Annotated in this window: 21 protein-coding genes; 14 read left to right on the forward strand and 7 right to left on the reverse strand. The window is 65.0% G+C overall.

Translation table 11 applies throughout. From position 1 onward, the window contains the following. The first annotated feature begins 100 nt into the window (after positions 1–100). From CHB88_RS25810 to CHB88_RS04965, 4 genes are all read left to right on the forward strand, one after another. On the forward strand, positions 101–634 hold the full coding sequence (locus CHB88_RS25810; RefSeq protein WP_089398178.1) for a glycine zipper 2TM domain-containing protein: 534 nt from the start codon (positions 101–103) through the stop codon (positions 632–634). Between the two features lie 394 nt (positions 635–1,028). Beyond that, entirely contained in the window at positions 1,029–1,196 is a 168-nt protein-coding gene (locus tag CHB88_RS25055) for a hypothetical protein (protein WP_176442319.1), read from the forward strand. Between the two features lie 145 nt (positions 1,197–1,341). Further along, positions 1,342–2,355, forward strand: a complete 1,014-nt coding sequence (locus CHB88_RS04960) for a DUF6352 family protein (RefSeq protein WP_089398179.1) — start codon at positions 1,342–1,344, stop codon at positions 2,353–2,355. A gap of 119 nt (positions 2,356–2,474) precedes the next feature. Beyond that, the gene (locus tag CHB88_RS04965) at positions 2,475–2,861 is read left to right on the forward strand and encodes a glutaredoxin domain-containing protein (protein WP_089398180.1); all 387 of its coding nucleotides are present in this window, start codon (positions 2,475–2,477) and stop codon (positions 2,859–2,861) included. A 13-nt stretch (positions 2,862–2,874) separates the two neighbouring features. Here the strand turns inward: CHB88_RS04965 and CHB88_RS04970 are convergent, their stop codons facing one another. Both CHB88_RS04970 and CHB88_RS04975 read right to left on the reverse strand, forming a co-directional pair. Next, positions 2,875–3,342 carry a universal stress protein gene (locus CHB88_RS04970; protein WP_089398181.1) on the reverse strand — a complete coding sequence of 156 codons (468 nt, stop codon included), beginning with the start codon at positions 3,340–3,342 and terminating at the stop codon, positions 2,875–2,877. 158 nt (positions 3,343–3,500) lie between these two features. Then, positions 3,501–4,658 (reverse strand): YbfB/YjiJ family MFS transporter, encoded by a 1,158-nt coding sequence (locus CHB88_RS04975; RefSeq protein WP_089398182.1) that lies wholly within the window; start codon positions 4,656–4,658, stop codon positions 3,501–3,503. Between the two features lie 112 nt (positions 4,659–4,770). Between CHB88_RS04975 and CHB88_RS04980 the strand changes: the two genes are divergently transcribed. Further along, positions 4,771–7,065 carry a sensor histidine kinase gene (locus tag CHB88_RS04980; protein ID WP_089398183.1) on the forward strand — a complete coding sequence of 765 codons (2,295 nt, stop codon included), beginning with the start codon at positions 4,771–4,773 and terminating at the stop codon, positions 7,063–7,065. A 6-nt stretch (positions 7,066–7,071) separates the two neighbouring features. Here CHB88_RS04980 and CHB88_RS04985 read toward each other — a convergent pair whose 3' ends face one another. Further along, entirely contained in the window at positions 7,072–7,470 is a 399-nt protein-coding gene (locus CHB88_RS04985; protein WP_176442320.1) for a response regulator, read from the reverse strand. 343 nt (positions 7,471–7,813) lie between these two features. Here CHB88_RS04985 and CHB88_RS04990 point away from each other — a divergent pair, with 343 nt between their 5' ends. The 4 genes from CHB88_RS04990 to CHB88_RS05005 all read left to right on the forward strand — a co-directional run bounded on the left by CHB88_RS04990 (position 7,814) and on the right by CHB88_RS05005 (position 9,410). After that, entirely contained in the window at positions 7,814–8,233 is a 420-nt protein-coding gene (locus CHB88_RS04990) for an ElaB/YgaM/YqjD family protein (RefSeq protein ID WP_245844748.1), read from the forward strand. Positions 8,234–8,269: 36 nt separating this feature from the next. Next, a complete protein-coding gene (locus CHB88_RS04995) occupies positions 8,270–8,653 on the forward strand; it encodes a phage holin family protein (protein WP_143131126.1) in 384 nt (127 codons plus the stop codon). After that, positions 8,650–9,141 carry a hypothetical protein gene (locus CHB88_RS05000; RefSeq protein ID WP_143131127.1) on the forward strand — a complete coding sequence of 164 codons (492 nt, stop codon included), beginning with the start codon at positions 8,650–8,652 and terminating at the stop codon, positions 9,139–9,141. Before CHB88_RS04995 ends, CHB88_RS05000 begins: the two co-directional genes overlap by 4 nt. Before the next feature lie 116 nt (positions 9,142–9,257). After that, positions 9,258–9,410, forward strand: coding sequence for an entericidin A/B family lipoprotein (locus tag CHB88_RS05005; protein ID WP_089398497.1), 153 nt, complete (start codon positions 9,258–9,260; stop codon positions 9,408–9,410). 154 nt (positions 9,411–9,564) lie between these two features. Here CHB88_RS05005 and CHB88_RS05010 read toward each other — a convergent pair whose 3' ends face one another. After that, a complete protein-coding gene (locus CHB88_RS05010; protein WP_089398187.1) occupies positions 9,565–10,152 on the reverse strand; it encodes a hypothetical protein in 588 nt (195 codons plus the stop codon). A gap of 164 nt (positions 10,153–10,316) precedes the next feature. Here CHB88_RS05010 and CHB88_RS05015 point away from each other — a divergent pair, with 164 nt between their 5' ends. From CHB88_RS05015 to CHB88_RS05035, 5 genes are all read left to right on the forward strand, one after another. After that, entirely contained in the window at positions 10,317–11,042 is a 726-nt protein-coding gene (locus CHB88_RS05015; protein WP_089398498.1) for a hypothetical protein, read from the forward strand. Positions 11,043–11,044: 2 nt separating this feature from the next. Beyond that, on the forward strand, positions 11,045–12,511 hold the full coding sequence (locus CHB88_RS05020) for a RimK family protein (protein ID WP_089398188.1): 1,467 nt from the start codon (positions 11,045–11,047) through the stop codon (positions 12,509–12,511). Further along, positions 12,508–13,776 (forward strand): carboxylate-amine ligase, encoded by a 1,269-nt coding sequence (locus CHB88_RS05025; protein WP_089398189.1) that lies wholly within the window; start codon positions 12,508–12,510, stop codon positions 13,774–13,776. Before CHB88_RS05020 ends, CHB88_RS05025 begins: the two co-directional genes overlap by 4 nt. Beyond that, positions 13,773–14,492, forward strand: coding sequence for an N-formylglutamate amidohydrolase (locus tag CHB88_RS05030; protein ID WP_089398190.1), 720 nt, complete (start codon positions 13,773–13,775; stop codon positions 14,490–14,492). Before CHB88_RS05025 ends, CHB88_RS05030 begins: the two co-directional genes overlap by 4 nt. A gap of 270 nt (positions 14,493–14,762) precedes the next feature. Next, on the forward strand, positions 14,763–15,080 hold the full coding sequence (locus CHB88_RS05035; protein ID WP_143131128.1) for a bacteriophage CI repressor: 318 nt from the start codon (positions 14,763–14,765) through the stop codon (positions 15,078–15,080). 597 nt (positions 15,081–15,677) lie between these two features. Here the strand turns inward: CHB88_RS05035 and CHB88_RS24180 are convergent. From CHB88_RS24180 to CHB88_RS05045, 3 genes are all read right to left on the reverse strand, one after another. Next, positions 15,678–15,887 (reverse strand): hypothetical protein, encoded by a 210-nt coding sequence (locus tag CHB88_RS24180; RefSeq protein ID WP_143131129.1) that lies wholly within the window; start codon positions 15,885–15,887, stop codon positions 15,678–15,680. 76 nt (positions 15,888–15,963) lie between these two features. Further along, positions 15,964–16,260 (reverse strand): hypothetical protein, encoded by a 297-nt coding sequence (locus tag CHB88_RS05040; RefSeq protein WP_089398192.1) that lies wholly within the window; start codon positions 16,258–16,260, stop codon positions 15,964–15,966. Positions 16,261–16,295: 35 nt separating this feature from the next. Beyond that, positions 16,296–17,789 carry an Hsp20 family protein gene (locus tag CHB88_RS05045; protein ID WP_089398193.1) on the reverse strand — a complete coding sequence of 498 codons (1,494 nt, stop codon included), beginning with the start codon at positions 17,787–17,789 and terminating at the stop codon, positions 16,296–16,298. Position 17,790: the final 1 nt, after the last annotated feature.

The following is a 17,790-nucleotide window of genomic DNA, read 5'->3' on the forward strand; positions in this document are numbered from 1 at the left end:
TACAACTGCTTACCACTGAAACCGATTCCTCGATCACGCCCGTGCCCTGCCTTGCTACGATGCTTTCCATCAATACCTGACTTCCGTATCGGAGCAAGCCATGCAAACCACCGCCACTTCCACCAGCCGCATTCATCCGCTCGTCGCCGGCGCTGCCGCCTCGGTCATGCTGGTCAGTCTCCTCGGCGCCGCTGCCATCACCGGCATCCTGCCGACTTCGCAAGGCAGCGTCGCGCCAGCCGCGTCGACGGTCCCGGCCGCTCCGCTCGCCGCAGTGGTTCCTGCGCCGGAAGCCAAGCCCGCTGCCGTTGCCAGCCTGGCCCCGCAGGATGCGGCGCCTGCAGTCCATCAGCCCAGCCAGAAGGCGGCTCGCCACCATGCGCCGGCTCGTTCCCAGCAGGTTGCCTATAGCGAGCCGGCACGCCAGGCCCAGGCAGCGCCGGTTTATCAGCAGCCGGCTCCCGCTCCTGCGCCAGCCGCCCGGAACAGCGCAGTCGGCATCGGCGTGGGCGCGGTGGTCGGCGGTCTGCTAGGCAGCCAGGTGGGCGGCGGCAATGGCCGCACGCTGGCAACCATCGCCGGCGCCGTCGGCGGCGGCTATGTCGGCAACGAAATCGCCAAGCGCAACCCGTAAGCCACAGCCCTTGGGGCGAGACCGAAGCCGGCCGCGAGGCCGGCTTTTTTATCGGCCTTTCAACCGGTACCCGCCGGTCCGGACCATGACTTCGTTCATGGTTACGACAGGGCCGGCCGATCAATACAATGAAAAACAATTGATCCGGATCAATTTTGAAAATCCAAGGCAAATCAGTGATATAAAGCAATGATTCAAAGCTTGTTCACAGGTTTGCCCACCGAAATTGTGGATAACCGTTCAAAGCACTTGGTCTTGATCATGGGAACCGAGGGTAAGGTCAACGAGTCGCGCGCTGCCGCGTTTTCAGTAAGCGGAAGCCACAACGCATCTTTCCTCCAGGAACAATCTGCTTCTCGGCGTGTCTGAGCCATTTTCAACAGGACTTGATTCAATGGACGACTTTCTTACCATGCTGCCCCTCGTGCCCGCCATGCTGGTGGTCGGGATTTTCGTCGTGCGCCGTTCCATGGCGTCACGTGAACTGATTCATCAACGCCGCATGAATACCCGCTCGGATGTCAGGCTGAACGAAAAGCGGCCGCCCCGCATCAAGAAATAAGCCACCCGCTTCCCGACCTCGCCCGCAGCCGCAGCCGATGCCATCGGCTGTGCGCCTTGCCTGCTGCACCGCCCTGCCCGTTTCGTCCCACCTGTTTCGTTCTCCTGTGGGATACTGGCGTCCCGCTTGATACCTGATTTCCCCCATGCCCGATTTCTGGTCCGATTCCGGCTATTGCCACGCGCAACGTCGCGCCGATGGCAGGCTCCTCCTCACCGACGACCTGCTGCGCTTCTGGTGGCAGCGCCCCGAGGTGGCGCCCATCGCCGAGTCGGGCGATGCCGAGCGGTCGCTGCATGCCGCCCTGCTGACGCAGCCGAGGCGGCCGGTGCCGGCAAGCGAACTGGCCGCGCTGGGCGATCCGGATGCCGTCGAAAACTACGAAGTCATGCTGGCATGGCGCGACAGGCTGCTGTCCGCGCCGACGCTGGAAGAAGCCTATCTCGGCATCTTCCAGGGCGGCGCCGTCACCACCGCGCCGGCGCTGATCGACCAGCTGGCCCGCCTCATTGTCCACGCCACGCTCGACGGCTGCGACGATCCGCTGCAGGTACGGGCCGCTGAACTGTTCTTCCGGCCGCAGAAGGTGTCGCTGCAGGACGGCGCCATCCTGCTGGCCGATGCCGAGACGGTGGAGCGGCACCAGACCGGCGGCATATACGGCGACCTGGGCAGGCTGCTGGCCGAGGCCAGGATCACGCCGCGCCGGGTGGAGCTGGATCTGCTGGAGAAGGACAACGCCGCCGCGTACTGGCTGCGCAGCGAGGCGCACGAGACCGCGATCGCCTTCAACCATGGCCGCGATGCGCTGGCCGCCTTCTGCCGCGTGCTGGAGAAATGGGTACGGCACTTCACCGGACTGGAAGTCACGGTGCAATCCAGGGCGTCCATCGAGGACAGCCAGTGGCGCTGGCACATCGGCCTGGATGCCGAAGCCACCGCCCTGCTCAACGACCTGTACCGCGGCACGGCCCTGTCCCAGGAACGGGCGCGCCGCATCCTGGCCCTGTTCCGCATGGATTTCGCCGACGGCGCCGCGCTGCTGCCGGACATGGCGGGCCGGCCGGTCTACCTCGGCTGCGCGATGAACGAGCGCCAGATCCTGCGCATCAAGCCGCAGAATTTGCTGCTCAACCTGCCGCTGGCGCAGCAGGATTGAAGCCGCCGGGCGGATGAACGGTTTTGCCAGCCCCCGCCGGCGGGTATAGCATGCTAGCCGATTGCCACAGACATCCCCCGCAGTTCTCTACCGCAGTTCCCCATTCGCCAGGAGGAATCATGAGCCGTCCGGTACTCGATGAAGCGCAGATCCATCCCGCTATCCGCGGCACCATCGCCGACAATCATGCCGACATCATCACGGAAGTGCAGGCGGCGATTGCCGCCAATCCGATCGTGGTGGTCGGGATGGCGCAGAACCCCTTTCCGCGCAAGGCCCGCAAGCTGCTGCAGGAAGCCGGCCTGGCCTACCGCTATCTGGAGTACGGCAGCTATTTCAGCCAGTGGCGGCGCCGCAGCGCGCTGAAGATGTGGACCGGCTGGCCCACCTTTCCCATGGTCTTCGTCAATGGCGTATTGATCGGCGGCGCCGGCGATTTGCAGAAGCTGATCGCCAGCGGCGAGCTGCCGCGCATGCTGCGCCCGAGCGCCGCAGCGGCCACCTAGAGGCCGCGAAAGGTCAGCCGCGCCTGGCGGCGGACTGCGGCTCGGATGCAATGAGCATGCTGCAGCGCAGTTTCTCCATCAGCATCGCATCCATGGAGCCGCGCCACCAGCGGGCGGCGAAAGGCTTGCGCGAGGAATGGCCGACGATCACCAGTTCCACGCCGAGCCGGTTGGCCATGTCGGAGATGACATCCACCGGCTCCCCGATCTCGAGATGGTTGATCACTCTCAGGCCGGCTTCGCGCAGCAAGGTCATGCCGGATTCCAGCACCAGTTCCATCGCATGCCGCTCGGCCTTTTCCTGATCGGCGTTGTAGAAGGCGGCGACCGCGAAATCGGCGGCGATTACCACCGGCTGAGGCGTCGTCACCACCAGGAGATGGATTTCCGCCGCCGGCCCCGGGTTCAGGCGTATGCATTCCTGCAGGGCGTGACGGCTTTCAGGCGAACCATTGTAGGCGACCAGGATCTTGCTATACATGGCGACTCTCCTCAAGGAAGCGGCTGACCAGCGGATAACCGGCACTGGCGCCTGAAAACACGGCGCCTCGGGCGGACGACAGCCACCGTATCTTATACCTTGGGGCCGCGCTTGCGGGCGGTCCGCGCAGGCGATTGCGCTCTCTCAAGCGCCGGGCATCAGGTGCGGCGCAGCGCCACGCCGCTGGCCAGCAGGAGCGCCCCGGCCGCCAGCAGCGAATGCGAAAAACCGCCGTCGGTATCCAGCACATAGGCGGCGCAGAGCGGCCCGGCGATCTGGCCGACGGCGAAGGCGGCGGTCATCGCGGCGATCAGCCGGGTGGCGGCCGGACCCGCTACCCGGCGCGCGTCCTGCACCGCGCACACCGTCACCACGATGAAGGTGCCGCCCACTAGCACCGCCGCCAGGAAAATGCCTGCCAGCCCCGGCGCGAACACCGGCAGCGCCACGCCGAGCGCCATCAGGAAATGGCAGCCCATCCACACCGCCCGCGCGCCGAATCGGCGCAGCAGCGGCGCGGCGCCCACGGTGGAAAAGGCGGCAGCCAGGCCGAACAGCGGCCAGGACCAGCCGAACAGCGCCGGATTGGGCAGCGCCTGCTTGGCCATCAGCGGCAGATAGGTGGCCGGGATGATGTAGCCGAAACCATATACGCCGTAGCACAGGATCATGCGCCAGGCGGCGGCGTCCAGGCCCGGCGGCGGCGCCTGCATCGAATCGTTCGCCGCCACCGTCGGCAGCGCAAAGCGGTTCCAGGTGAGCAGTCCGGCCAGCAAGGACAGCCCGCCGAGCGCCAGCCAGGCTTCGGCGGCGGAGCCGCCCCAGGCGGTGAGCAGCAGGCACAGCACGCCGGCGCTGGCAATCCCGAGCCCGACGCCGGCAAACACCAGGTTGCCGAGCCAGGGCATCTGAAAGCGGGCAAGCGCGCCCAGGCTCCACGAGGAAACGGAAATCAGCACCCAGGCACTGGCCACGCCGGCCAGCAGGCGCAAGGCCATCCAGAGCGGCAACGGCAGGCTCGACGCCATGGCCAGGGTGGTCAGCGCGATCGCCAGCAGGCCGCCGCGGATGGCGGTCGATGGCGTCACCCGGACCAGGGTGGCCATCAGCGCGCCGATGAGATAGCCGATGTAATTGGCCGAGGCCAGCAGGCTTCCGCCAGTCAGCGTCAAGCCGGCGTCGTGCAGCATCATCGGCAGGATGGGCGTGAATGCGAAGCGGCCTATGCCCATGGCCACGGCCAGCGCGCACAGTCCGGCGCTGGCCACGGCAACGCTGGTACTGGCGGATCGGATGGAGTCGCTGCGGTCGGGCATCGAAGTCTCTGATGGCAGGGTGTCGAAAACAGCCGATATGCTACGCTAAGCAAACCATTTCAGCCGCGTCACATTTCCCGTCCGTCGTCGCCCGCGCCGACAGCGTTCCGCAATGAAGCTCAAAGACTATATTTTCGAACGCGGCCTCGGCGCCTATCTGGCGCTGGCCTTCTCGCTGCTGTCGGTGGTGCTGACCCTGATCCTGGTGGAAGTCATCGATGTCGTCGCCACTGAACAGGCGCGCGGCAGCATCGGCAACAGCCTGGCCGACCTCGCGCTGCAAACCACCGACAAGCTCGATCGCAGCATGTTCGAACGCTATCGCGAAGTGCAATTGATGGCGATGCGTCCCGATCTGCGCGGCGCCGCGACCGACAGCCGCGAGAAGCGCCAGGTGCTCGACTCGCGTCAGGAGACCTACCCCTTCTATTCCTGGATCGGACTGGTGGCCACCGACGGCACGGTGCAGGTGGCCACCAAGGGAATGCTGGAAGGCAGCAACGTATCGACCCGCCCCTGGTTCAAGGAGGCGCTACAGGCGCCCTACATCGGCGACGTACATGATGCCGTCATGCTGTCCAAGCGTCTCCCCCATCCGGAAGGGCGGCCGCTGCGCTTTCTCGACCTGGCCTTTCCCTATGCCGATCAGACCGGCAGGATCGCCGGCGTGCTCGGGGTCCACCTGTCATGGGAATGGGCGCGCGAAGTCGGCCTGTCGGTGATCGAGCCGGTGGCGGCGCGGCGCCAGGTCCAGGGCTTCATCGTCAGCCGCGAAGGCCTGGTGCTGTGGGGGCCGGAAGCCATGCTGGGGCAAAAGCTGAACCTCGACAGCCTGCGCGCCGCGCAGAAGAGCAGGCGCGGCTATACCATCGAATCCTGGGACCGGGAAGGCCGCTTCGTGGTCGGTTTCAGCAAGAGCCCGGCGCATGAGGGCCAGACCGATCTTGGCTGGACGGTGCTGGTGCTGGAAAGCGTGGACAGCGCCTTCGCGCCGGTCAAGGCCATGCAGCGCCAGGTGCTGTGGGCCGGGCTGGGCATCGCCATCCTGTTCTCCCTGATCGGCCTGCTGGCGGCGCGGCGCATTACCCAGCCGCTGCTGCGGCTGGCGCAGTCGGCGCAGCGCATCCAGTACGGGCAGGGAGCCGACATCGATCCCGGCGCGGAAAACTACTACGAGAGCAAGGTCCTGGCCACGTCGCTGCGTTCGCTGGTGACCGACTTGCTCTACCAGAAGGCGGCATTGCAGGAACTCAACCAGTCGCTGGAGCAGCGGGTGGAAGCGCGCACCCGCGAACTGGCTGGCGCGCTCGCCAATGTGAAGGCGAACGAACGCCGCATCCAGACCATCACCGAGACGGCCCAGGATGCTTTCATCGCCGTCGACCTGCATGGCAACGTCACCGACTGGAACAGCCAGGCGGAGCGCATGTTCGGCTGGACGCGCGGCGAAGCCGTGGGGCATCCGCTGGCGGACCGGGTGGTGCCGCAGCGCTTCCGGGACAGCTACCAGCGCTCCCTGCGCGAAGTCAATGAAACCGGCATGACCGGCGCCCTCAATCGCCGCCTGGAGCGCGTGGTGATGAACCGCAGCGGCCAGGAATTCCCGGTGGAGATGACGGTGGGCCTGGCGGGCACCGACGAAACCGCCTTTCTCAGCGTCTTCCTGCATGACATCTCGGCGCGCAAGCAGGTAGAACGCATGAAGAATGAATTCATCTCCACCGTCTCCCACGAGCTGCGCACGCCGCTGACCTCGATCCGCGCGTCGCTCGGCATGCTGGCCGACGGCATGGTGGGCGAATTCGATCCGGAAGCGAAGGAATTGCTGCAGATCGCGAATGACAGCTGCGAGCGGCTGGTGCGCCTGGTGAACGACATGCTCGACATCGAAAAGATCGAGTCCGGCAAGATGGCGTTCCGCATTCGCGCGCTGCCGCTGGAAGACGTGGCGCGGCAGGCCATGGAAGCCACCCGGGCTTACGCCGAAGGCTTCGGCATCCGGCTCACGCTGGTGAACCAGGCGCCCGGCATGCGCGTGATGGCCGACGACGACCGCATGACCCAGGTAGCGGTCAACCTGCTCTCAAACGCCATCAAGTTTTCGCCTCGGGGGGGCGAGGTGGAGGTGGTGATCAGCCGCGCGGAGGGCCAGGGCAGGCTGGCGGTGATCGACCATGGCTGCGGCGTCCCCGATGCGTTCCGGGACCGCATCTTTCAGAAGTTCGCCCAGGCCGATGCCACCGATACGCGGCAAAAGGGAGGCACCGGCCTCGGCCTGAGCATCTGCAAGAGCATCGTCGAGCAGCATGGCGGCCGCATCCATTTCGAGAGCGACGCCGATCATGGCACCACGTTCTTCGTTGACCTGCCGCTGGCTGCGGCGCACGCCGCGGCAACCGCGGAATGAGCGTCCTCAGGCGGAACCCGCCGCCTTCATGTAGGGCTGCAGGCGTTGCAGCAGCTCGGCGGGCTGAAAAGGCTTGGCGATGAATTCATCGATGCCGGCCTGCTCCCGCCGCGCCGCATCATGTTGCCCGTTCCGGGCGCTGAGCATGATCACCGGCACCTGCTGCCAGCCCGGACAGGTACGCAGGAAGCTGGCGATTTCGTAGCCATCCCGCCGGGGCAGCATCAAGTCCAGCAGCACCAGCGCCGGCACCGCTTCCGCCTTCCCGATGCGCTCCAGCGCCGCGAGGCCATCCGTTTCGAGTTCGATACGGTATCCCTGCCGTGTCATCAGCAACGATAGCAGACGGCCGATCTGCGTATCGTCTTCCACGATCAATACATAAGGCGAGGCGGCAGGGTTCATTGGCGATTCCAGGAGGAAATTCATTATAGCCGCACGGCCTTGGTTTTCCTCCATGCTCCGAGAAGGATTTCCATCGTGAAAAGAGCTTGCGCTACGTCGATAACACAGTGCATTGCAATATTTACATGCCGTACATACAAAACCTTCAGCTCGATTCGCGCTCTAATTTTCCGTCTCGCGTCCTCAAGAGACGAAGCCTGAGCCATTACCGGCTGCTTTCCCTGCAGGAAAGATGGCACGAGCCTTGCACCGGAATTGCCTGAAGCCATGTCGAGCACCGTCAGTACCCGAACTTGCCGTGGCGACGATTGCATTGGTATGAATTCATCAAGAGGAGCATTGCATGGACTACAACAATAGCCCCCAATCATCCGGCCGCAGTTCCGGGGCCGCCGCCTCGGGCGCGGCCGGGAACGAGAACACGGAAGCCATGGCGGACCTCAAGTCAGATGCAAAGCGCGCCGCCCAGCGCACGGCCGCCACACTGCGCACCGAGCTGCAAACCCTGAAAACCGATCTCGACGCGCTGATGAACCGGGCGCCGAGCCTTTCGGATGACGAACTCACCGAAGCCCATGCGCGCCTCATGACGCAATTCAGCTCCCTGCGCTACGCGGCCAAGGGCATTGCCAGCGAAGCCCAGCGCCAGTTCAACCGCAGCATGGAGAACACCAGCACCTATGTGAATGACAAGCCATGGCAATCGGTGTCGATGGCGGTAGCCGCCGGCCTGTTCCTGGGCATGCTGCTCAAGCGCCGCTGATTGCGCGGCTTCCTCAACGCTAACCTCATCGAATCCATGAAAAGCGCGACCATGTTCTCCGCCCTGCGCAAGTCGAAGCAGGTAACCAATCTGGCACTCGACCGGGTCCACGACTATCTCGACCTGTTCCGCGTCGAGATGAAGATCCGCGGCGCCGAAATGGGCATACGCATTGCCGGCTTCGCCGTCGCCGGCCTGTTCGGCCTGCTGGCTACGGTCTTTCTCGGTCTGGCGATCATCATCACTTTCTGGGAGTCCGACTATCGCGCCCTCGCCGCCTGGTTCGTGGTCCTGCTGTATGGCGGCATCGCGGCCGCGGGGGTGATCTACGCGTTGAAGCAGAGCGAACCGGTATCGCTCACCGACACGCTGCGCAATGAATTGCGTCACGACATTCAAACCATCAAGGAAAGCCTATGAGCGCACCACACGCATTGGAAGCGGAACGCCAAGCCATCCTGGCCCGGATGCGGACCAGCCGGGAGCGCTATCGCCGCATGATGGCCGGTGAACCGGTGGACCTGGTGATGGTCGAGCCGGTTATCGACACGCATGGCCATCCGCATCAGGCCGCCCATGCCGATGTGCATGCCGCCAGTCCGCAAATGGCCAGCACCGCCACCGTCCACACCGTCAGCGTGATGCCGCGCCGCGCGCCGGCCCTGCGCGCCAATCCTGCGCTGGAGTGGATGGAGACGCATCCGCTGGCATGCGCCGCCGCGGTGGCTGCCGTCGTCGCCATCGGGCCGAACCGCATCGGGCGGGCGGTACGCACCAGCGGCGACAGAATCAGCGGCCTGGGCAATAGCTTCACCGCCCATCGGCATAACTTCGAGACCCTGGTCAATATCCTGACCACGGTGGCCAACCTGATGCAGCGTGACCGCACTCCGAATTATCCCCGCTGAAGCCAGCCGGCAAGAGAGCGTTGCATTACGTCATGTCTCTCGAGAATCTGCTGGCACGATGATTGCAAATCCGAATGAGCGCAGTTCCTGAAAACCAAACCATGAAAGGACTCACCATGAAAAAGACCGCTTCCATCATCGCCGTTCTGCTGTTCTCCATCGGACTCACCGCCTGCAACACCATGCGTGGCATGGGCCGCGACATCGAGCGCGGTGGCGAGAAAGTCCAGGGCGCAGCCACCAACAGCCAGCAGAACATGAGCAAGTAAGCGCTCGGGCTGGCCGCAGCCCATGTGGCGCTGGCCTGCCAGCGTTGAAAGAAAAAGCGCCCATCGGCGCTTTTTCTTTTTTGGGATGCGCGGATCGAACCCCTAGTTTCTCAAGCAGGTCGAGCTCCGTGTATGTAGGACTTACATGCCGTGCTCAATATTTCATTGCCGGCTGAACATCCTCACTGTCTCCGCCCGCAGACCCGCTCGGGAGGCGCGTGCCGCCGCCACTCGCTTCGTCCGCTGCGGCCCGCGGCCACGCCATCACCGTCCGCGCCAGGCCGTTCCCTTCGCCGTTCCTCGATACGCGCACCATCCTGCTCAACATGCGTCCCTTCACTTCAGCGCGGACCCGATAGGTGCCCGACGGCAGGTCGACCAGCATCATCGGACCGTCGCAATGCGCCTCCATGACGGGCCTGCCGCTGCCATCCGCAATGTCCACCCGCACATCCGCCAGGTAGGCGCCATCCTGGGCCGCGAAAGTCAGCAGCAGATCGTAGCCAGAGGCCGCCTCCTTCATCGCCTTCGCCTCGTCCTCGCCGACGCCGCCGCAGAGATACCCGATCCCGTTCGCCGTGCGCCTGTGCGTCATGCCGAATTCATCGACCGGCGCGTCAGCGCTCACAGGCTGGCTCATTCCCGTCTCCGGCAGCAGGACGGCGCACAAGGCGATCGTCACGAAGTTTCGCTTGAACATGATGTTCTTCCACGCATCGGGCTGGCAGGATTCGTGCTGCATCGACCATGCCTGAGCCGTGTGAAAACAGCTCTCCGCCGTTGCAGACGGTTGCAATGCATTTGAAACTTTTGCATCCGGCAAAGCTCTTTACGAAACCGGGGTGGCCCCGCCGCAGGAAGCGATGCGGGCGAGGACCGGACCGATGCGGACCATGAGTGGAATACGTGATCACCGACAAACTCGTCCTACCCGTCAAGATACTGCCGCAGCCCGACGAAACCACCTGCGGCCCGACCTGCCTGCAGGCGGTTTACCGTTACTGGGGTGAAAGCGAGGAGCTGACCGGCGTGATCAATCGCGCCGGCCGCCTGGAACATGGCGGCACCTTCGCCGTCTTTCTCGCCTGCGATGCCCTGCGCAAGGGCTACCGCGCCACCATCTATACCTACAACCTCAATGTGTTCGATCCGACCTGGTTCACCCGCGGGGATGTGGACATCGCCGAGCGCCTCAGCGCCCAGCGCGAGATCAAGATGGATTACCGCCTGCAGCATGCCACTACCGGCTACCTGGAGTTTCTCAAGCTCGGCGGACGGCTGCGGCTGCTGGACCTGTCGCGCGGCCTGATACACGGCATGCTCAGGCGCGGCATTCCCATCATCACCGGACTCAGCTCGACCTATCTGTACCGCGTGCCGCGCGAATTCGGCCCGGACGATACGCCGGACGACATCCGCGGCCTGCCATCGGGCCATTTCGTCATCATCGCCGGCTATGAACGCAGCCGGCGCCGTCTGCTGGTGGTCGATCCCTACCAGCAGAATCCCTATGCCAGCACGCATGAATACTGGCTCAGCATAGAGCGCGTCGTTGGTGCCGTGCTGCTCGGCATCGTCACCCATGACGCCAACTTGCTGATCATTCAGCCGCCCGAGGGGCGACAGGAATAGCCATGAACATCCTTTTCGTCGTCAGCCAAGAGCAGGACTGGCCGTTCGACATCCCAGGCATAGAAGCAATCTCCGCGCAAACCTATCTGATGGATCCGGCCTATGGCGAATGCGGTCCGACCAAAGTCTTCAATCTCTGCCGCGCCTACCGCTACCAGAACGACGGCTACTATGTTTCGCTGCTGGCCGAGGCGCGCGGCCACAGGCCGGTGCCCGATGTGGAAGCAATACGCGACCTGCAGTCCGAGGACCTGCTGCCGGACCTCGGCGCCAAGCTGGGCGACCTGATCGACTGCTCGCTGTCCCGCGTCGAAGCGGACGTCGTCGATCTGGACATCTACTTCGGCCGCGACGCAGGCGGACGCCATGAGCACTTGTGCCGCCGGCTGTTCGAGCTGCTGCGGGCGCCGCTGCTGCATGTGCGGCTCGAGCGCCTGAACGACCGGTGGCGGCTGTGCAGCGTCCACGCCGGCAGCTTGCGCGATGTCCCCCGCAGCCATCATGAGCTTGCGACCGACGCCGCGCGCAGCTACCTGAAGCAGCAGAAGATACGCATGGCGCGGCCGCCCGGACAGCGACCGGCGGTCGCCATCCTGCACGATCCCCGGCGCGCCGATTCGCCCTCCAACCGGGCCGCGCTGGAGAAATTCGCTGTCGCGGCGCGCCAGCTCGGCATGCGCACCGAACTGCTCACCGCCCGCGACTGCCACCGGCTCGCTGATTTCGATGCCCTGTTCATCCGCGAGACGACCGGCATCAACCACCATACCTACCGCATCTCGCGCCAAGCCGCCGATGCCGGGCTGGTGGTCATCGACGATCCCGATTCGATCCTGCGCTGCACCAACAAGATCTATCTGTCCGAGCTGCTGATCCGCCACCATCTGCCGACGCCGAAGGCGATGCTGGTCCATCGCGGCAATATCGACCAGATCGGCGGCGCGCTCGGCCTGCCCTGCATCCTGAAGCAGCCGGACGGCGCCTTTTCCGTCGGGGTGGTGAAGGTCGAGTCGGAGGCGGAGCTGCTGCCGACGGTGGAGGCGCTGCTGGAAAAATCGGAGCTGGTGCTGGCGCAGGAGTACCTGCCCACCGACTACGACTGGCGCATCGGCGTGCTGGACGGGCGGGTGCTCTTCGCCTGCAAGTACTACATGGCCTCAGGGCACTGGCAGATCATCAAGCATGAGCAGCAGCAGATGAGCGAAGGCCGCACCGAGGCGCTGGCCGTGGGCGAAGTGCCGGACGACGTGGTGCGCATCGCGCTGCAGGCCGCGGCGCTGATCGGCGACGGCTTCTACGGCGTCGACCTGAAACAGGTCGGCAGCCAGGTCTACGTCATCGAGATCAACGACAACCCGAACGTCGACGCCGGCAACGAGGATGGCGTGCTGGGGGATGCCCTCTACCGCGAGGTCATGGGCGTGTTCCGCAAGCGCATCGAGGCCCTCAAGGGAAACAGCACAGCATGAGCGCAATGCCCAATGCCTTGCCGGCGTTCTCCGGCTACGGCATCGAACTGGAATACATGATCGTGAACCGGCAGACGCTGGACGTGATGCCGATCGCCGATCAAGTGCTCAGGCTGGGCGCCGGCAGGCCGGCGAGCGAGGTCAGGCGCGGCCCGATGGGATGGTCGAATGAATTCGTGCTGCACGTGATCGAAGTGAAGAACCTGGCGCCGATGACCGCGCTGAACGCGCTGCCCGATCTGTTCCTGCGCGAGACGGCCCATATCAACCAGCTGCTGCAGGCGTTCGACGCCTGCCTGATGCCGGGCGCGATGCATCCCTGGATGGACCCTCGCAGCGAGACCCGGCTGTGGCCGCATGAGAACGATGCCATCTATAACGCCTACGCCCGCATCTTCGATACCAGCACCCACGGCTGGGCCAATCTGCAGAGCATGCATATCAACCTGCCGTTCGCCGACGACGACGAGTTCGCCCGGCTGCATGCGGCGGTGCGCCTGGCCTTGCCGCTCCTTCCGGCGCTGGCCGCCAGCTCGCCGGTCGCCGACGGCAACGTCAGCGGCTGCCTGGATTACCGGATGCAGGTCTACTGCCGCAACGCCGACGAACTGCCTTCCATCGCCGGCAAGGTGGTACCGGAAACGGTATCCAGTGAAGCGGATTACCAACGGCTGATCCTGGCGCCGATGTATCGCGACATCGCGCCGCATGATCCGGATGGCGTGCTGCAGGAAGAGTGGCTCAATTCCCGCGGCGCGATTGCCCGCTTCGACCGCAACGCCATCGAGATTCGCGTCATCGATACCCAGGAATGTCCGCGCGCCGACCTGGCGGTGGCCGCCGCTGCCGTGCACCTGGTACGTCGCCTGTATGATGCCGGCGCCGACCGGCTGGCCGAATTGCAGGCCATTCCGACCGATGAGCTCGCGGCGCTGCTGCAGGCATGCATACGGGATGCCGACCAGACCGTGATCCGCCACAAGCCTTATCTCGCACTGATGGGCGTGGACGAGGCCGAATGCAGCGCCGGCGCCCTCTGGCGCCATGTGCTGGCCGACGTGCTGGACCCGCAACGCGTACCGCGGCCCGGCAGCGGCACGGCTTGGGCGGCACCGCTGGCACACATTCTGGAACACGGACCGCTGGCGCGCCGCCTGATGCTGGCCATCGGCACGGATGCATCGAGGGCGCATCTGGCCGGCGTCTACCGGGAACTGTGCGCCTGCCTGGCGGAAGACCGACTGTTTTTCCCGCCGCAATCTTGAAGCCCTTCCTGCTATTCAGTTGCGAACACGGCGGCAACCGCATTCCCTCGGCTTGTCGCGGGCCTTTCATCGGCCATGAGGCGGTGCTGCATACCCATCGCGCTTACGACGCCGGGGCGCTGCGCATGGCGCGCGAGATGGCGCAGGCATTCCAGGCGCCCTTGCATGCCGCCGTCCTCTCGCGCCTGCTGATCGACCTCAACCGCTCGCCGCATCATCCTCGCCTGTATTCCGAGTTCAGCCGCCACCTCCCGCAGGATGTCCGGGCCGATCTCCTGCAGGACCATTACCGCCGCTACCGCGATGGCGTGGAAGCGGCGGTAGGCGCGGCGGTGGCGGCGGACAAGCGGGTGCTGCATGTGTCCTGCCACAGCTTCACGCCGGTGCTGGACGGGAAGCCGCGCAATGCCGACATCGGCTTGCTGTACGACCCGTCGCGCCTCGGCGAAGCGGCGCATTGCCGGCACTGGCGCGCGGCGCTGCTGCGGCGCATGCCGGCGCTGCGGGTACGCATGAACTATCCCTACCGCGGCACGTCGGACGGATTCACCGTCTACCTGCGCAAGCGCTTCGGCGCGGATCGCTACGCCGGCATCGAACTCGAAATCAATCAGGCCTGCGTGCGAACCGAGAGTGCCTGGCCGGCATTGCGGCAAGCCCTCATCCGCAGTCTGGAAGACGCCCTCGAACACTGGCCGGATGGCCAGCCTGGCTGAATCCGGAATACGTCCCGGCCGTATTTTTCATCTTTTCCCAATCGCGATTTGCCTTGAATGCGACAGCAATTGTTCGCAATCGAGCAATGGTTCTACCTGTTTTAACCACTGGATTCCCGGCTCGGTCCTGAATTGAAAGACTGGCGCTGCCCATGCCATATGTCACCTAGGTTCGTGAAATTGCTTCCAATACACTGGATTCGCAATAGAGGTCCGGCCATGCAAAGCCGGGCGAACGAACCCAGTTCGATCTACCTGTGGAGTCCCATCATGGAACACCAAGCACAAACTTGGAACGGCACCGCGAATCGCCCCCAAGGCCAACAAGAAGACAAGCCGGCTGAAGCCAGCATCCCGCCTAACCGGCGCCGGCTGCCGTGGCTGAAGCCGCATCCGCTGCTCGACTTCATTCTCTCACGCATGAACTTGCCGAACGATGCAGCATTGTGCCGGCGGCTGGAAGTCAAGCCCTACTACATCAGCAAGGTGCGCAACCGCCGCGAGCGGGTCAGCGCCGAACTGCTGATCGCGCTGCATGAGGAAACCGGCATCAGCATCCGCGAATTGAAGAGCCACCTCGAGGTCTGACCGGCTCGTCAGCCACAGGACGCCTGGCCGGCGTCCTCCCGCATTACCTTTTCCGCCCTCATGCCATGGCCCGGTCGCCCGATGGACCGGGCGCACCGGAAACCTCCTTTTCCCCGTCAACTCCATGCGTTCGCGTGCATGCCGGGAACGGCCGACGCGCTCCCGCGAATCGATGATCTTCTCACGTGCCATCGCGCCGTCGCGCGCCGGCATGCCGTTACCAGAACCGGATGGCGGCGAAATGCCGGCAGTTGGGCCGCCGTGCCAGAGTACGTGGCCGATGAGGCATGGAAGCGATGGCGCCGTGACGGGTGCACAGCGCCCGGCGCGCGCGACGAAACCAGTACCTGTCGCCGCGCAAGCGCAGCCGCCATGCAGGATCGACCTGCTGGCCGGCGGGAAGTCGGGAGGTGCATTCTTGGTCGCTCCCTCGCTTGGCCCGTCCGCTTCGAGGACATTGAAGTTGGCTCATGGACAAAAATCCTGAAAAAGGGATAAGGGATGCACGCGGTTAACGCAAGCGCCATGCCACTGGCCTTGTGGCAAGTTCATGGGAAGCGTTTCGCTCCCTTTTCAGGCTGTTGCGCGCGACAGCAATTACATGGCGCCAGGCGCCGGCGGCGCGGGACGCGCAGCCATGTCCATCTGCGCCGTCTTCACATGGCGGGCAACCGATGTCGTCGGTCTGGGCGTGTATCCCGGTCCCGGAAGATCGGAATGGCGGCCGCAGCCGCCCAGCAGAAGAAGCGGCACGGCAGCCAGGGCCATGCCGCGTGAACCAATGCGAAGAAGGGAGCGGGTATTCATGATGTCATGCGCTTCGGAGTGATGGAGCGTTGCCGGTAATCCGACATGAATGCAAACACCGTTCCCGCACGATGAATCAGGCGGCGCGCGCCTGCCGCTGCGCCCCTCGGCGCTCATCGAGGCGCTTGTTGCGCATGTAGACCAATTGCCCGGCCACGGCAGTGAGCAGAATGAAAAAATTGGAAAACACGAACACCCAATTTTCAACGAGGTAGCTGTAGATGGTGAATCCGGTGGATGCCGCCAGCTGCCCGATGAAGAGCCAGCGCGATACGCCCTGCACCGTACGGCTGCGCCATTGCGAATAGACCTGCCGAGAAATGGTCAGCACCAGTATGGCCGAGCTGATCCAGCCGATGACATCAGTAAGCATGTCCCTCCCTTTCGTGTTTCGTGGTTGTCATGCCCTCAGCCGCCGATGTCGAGGCGTCGCCCCTGGGTCGGCGCCGAACGGATCGGCAGCGTCACCTGCAGCACGCCGTCATGCATGGCGGCCGACGCGGCATCCGGATCGATGCCGCGCGGCAGCGAGATCATTCGATAGAAATGGCCATAGGATCGTTCCGAATGCAGCCTGTCGCCGCGCACGCCCTGGGCCTCGTCATGCCGCTCGCCCTCGATGATGAGCGCGTCGTGCTGCACCTCGACGTGCACATCCTTGCGCTGCACGCCCGGCAGTTCGGCGCACACCACTACCTTGTCGCCCTGTCGGCTGACTTCCACGACCGGCATCCATTCGCTGCGTGCCTCGCCGCGCTCGGCGCCTTGCGGGTCCGGCGCCGCGCCGGCAGGCTGGGCGGCGCGGCCGCCGAACATCGGCCGGCCGACGAAGCGCTCGAACAGCTGGTCCACCTCGCCGGACATCTTGCGCATCGCGGCCATCGGTTCCTCGATCGCCTGCATGAGGTTCGGCAGCCACGAAGGCTCGCTCGCATGGCTTGACTGCTGGCGGCCCGAACCGGCATGCGCCGAATGCGCAGAATGGGTCGACTGTGACGACTCCTTCTCCGCCCCGGTTCCCGCAGCCGGGTCCTGCGGTCGTGCCGCCGCGCCTTGGCTTTCAGCGCCGCCGCGCATGGACTGCGCCATCGCGTCGGCCGGGCTGGCGCCGCCGGACACCGGTGCGCCCACCGGCGCTTCCGGCATCTGGCCCACGCGCCGCGCCTGCGGCGACTGCTGGTCCAGACTGACTTCCTCGGCGACGCGGAAGCCGCTTTCATCCTTCGGTATGCCGGCGAGCGCATCCATGCGCGACAGCGAGGACGAAGACTGGGTAGCGGCACCGGCAGCCTGGCCCTGCTCCGCATTCCCCGGCTGCAGCCCGGTGCTCTGCGGCTGGCTGCCGCGGCCGAGCTGACCGGCATTGTCGGGCGTGGATGACACCACCGCCATGCCCGGATCCTCGTTGCCGTCCCCGCCCTCGCTGCCGGCCGCATAGGACGAAGAAGAAGCCGCGGCGCTGGAAGCGGAGGCCGAAGCGGCGGCATGTGCTGCCCGCGCACCATGCCGGCTTTCCAGGTGGCGCTTGAAGCGGACCAGGTCCTGCTGCAGGCGCTGGCTCAGAATGGCGCCTGCGTTGTCCTGGGGCAGGCTGAAATCGCCGTCGATGGAGACGGCGATGCGGGCGCCATTGCCGCTCGGCGTGACATCCACCCGGCCTTCGTGCGGGAAGCGCAATCCGCGCCAGGCGAAGCCCTGCCCCGGCCGGCTGTCCGTGATCTCCATTTCCCAGCTGACATCATGGCCGGCCAGCGTTGCCCGCCAGTGCAGATGCCGCTCGTCTTCGCGGCGCACCTCGATCACGTCGCTGATGAACTGCGGATACTCCTCGAAGCGCGTCAGCTCGCGGTAGGCGATATCCGGAGATGCATTGACGTCGATAGTCTGGGCGATCCTGGCCATG

It is taken from the genome of Noviherbaspirillum humi (genome assembly GCF_900188095.1).
Taxonomy (GTDB): Bacteria; Pseudomonadota; Gammaproteobacteria; order Burkholderiales; family Burkholderiaceae_D; genus Noviherbaspirillum; species Noviherbaspirillum humi.

Excerpts from the sequence above, each read along its gene's own strand:
- CHB88_RS25810 (WP_089398178.1), top strand. The coding sequence starts at position 101 with ATGCAAACCACCGCCACTTCCACCAGCCGCATTCATCCGCTCGTCGCC.
- CHB88_RS25055 (WP_176442319.1), top strand. The coding sequence starts at position 1,029 with ATGGACGACTTTCTTACCATGCTGCCCCTCGTGCCCGCCATGCTGGTG.
- CHB88_RS04960 (WP_089398179.1), top strand. The coding sequence starts at position 1,342 with ATGCCCGATTTCTGGTCCGATTCCGGCTATTGCCACGCGCAACGTCGC.
- CHB88_RS04965 (WP_089398180.1), top strand. The coding sequence starts at position 2,475 with ATGAGCCGTCCGGTACTCGATGAAGCGCAGATCCATCCCGCTATCCGC.
- CHB88_RS04970 (WP_089398181.1), bottom strand. The coding sequence starts at position 3,342 with ATGTATAGCAAGATCCTGGTCGCCTACAATGGTTCGCCTGAAAGCCGT.
- CHB88_RS04975 (WP_089398182.1), bottom strand. The coding sequence starts at position 4,658 with ATGCCCGACCGCAGCGACTCCATCCGATCCGCCAGTACCAGCGTTGCC.
- CHB88_RS04980 (WP_089398183.1), top strand. The coding sequence starts at position 4,771 with ATGAAGCTCAAAGACTATATTTTCGAACGCGGCCTCGGCGCCTATCTG.
- CHB88_RS04985 (WP_176442320.1), bottom strand. The coding sequence starts at position 7,470 with ATGAACCCTGCCGCCTCGCCTTATGTATTGATCGTGGAAGACGATACG.
- CHB88_RS04990 (WP_245844748.1), top strand. The coding sequence starts at position 7,814 with ATGGACTACAACAATAGCCCCCAATCATCCGGCCGCAGTTCCGGGGCC.
- CHB88_RS04995 (WP_143131126.1), top strand. The coding sequence starts at position 8,270 with ATGAAAAGCGCGACCATGTTCTCCGCCCTGCGCAAGTCGAAGCAGGTA.
- CHB88_RS05000 (WP_143131127.1), top strand. The coding sequence starts at position 8,650 with ATGAGCGCACCACACGCATTGGAAGCGGAACGCCAAGCCATCCTGGCC.
- CHB88_RS05005 (WP_089398497.1), top strand. The coding sequence starts at position 9,258 with ATGAAAAAGACCGCTTCCATCATCGCCGTTCTGCTGTTCTCCATCGGA.
- CHB88_RS05010 (WP_089398187.1), bottom strand. The coding sequence starts at position 10,152 with ATGCAGCACGAATCCTGCCAGCCCGATGCGTGGAAGAACATCATGTTC.
- CHB88_RS05020 (WP_089398188.1), top strand. The coding sequence starts at position 11,045 with ATGAACATCCTTTTCGTCGTCAGCCAAGAGCAGGACTGGCCGTTCGAC.
- CHB88_RS05025 (WP_089398189.1), top strand. The coding sequence starts at position 12,508 with ATGAGCGCAATGCCCAATGCCTTGCCGGCGTTCTCCGGCTACGGCATC.
- CHB88_RS05035 (WP_143131128.1), top strand. The coding sequence starts at position 14,763 with ATGGAACACCAAGCACAAACTTGGAACGGCACCGCGAATCGCCCCCAA.
- CHB88_RS24180 (WP_143131129.1), bottom strand. The coding sequence starts at position 15,887 with ATGAATACCCGCTCCCTTCTTCGCATTGGTTCACGCGGCATGGCCCTG.
- CHB88_RS05040 (WP_089398192.1), bottom strand. The coding sequence starts at position 16,260 with ATGCTTACTGATGTCATCGGCTGGATCAGCTCGGCCATACTGGTGCTG.
- CHB88_RS05045 (WP_089398193.1), bottom strand. The coding sequence starts at position 17,789 with ATGGCCAGGATCGCCCAGACTATCGACGTCAATGCATCTCCGGATATC.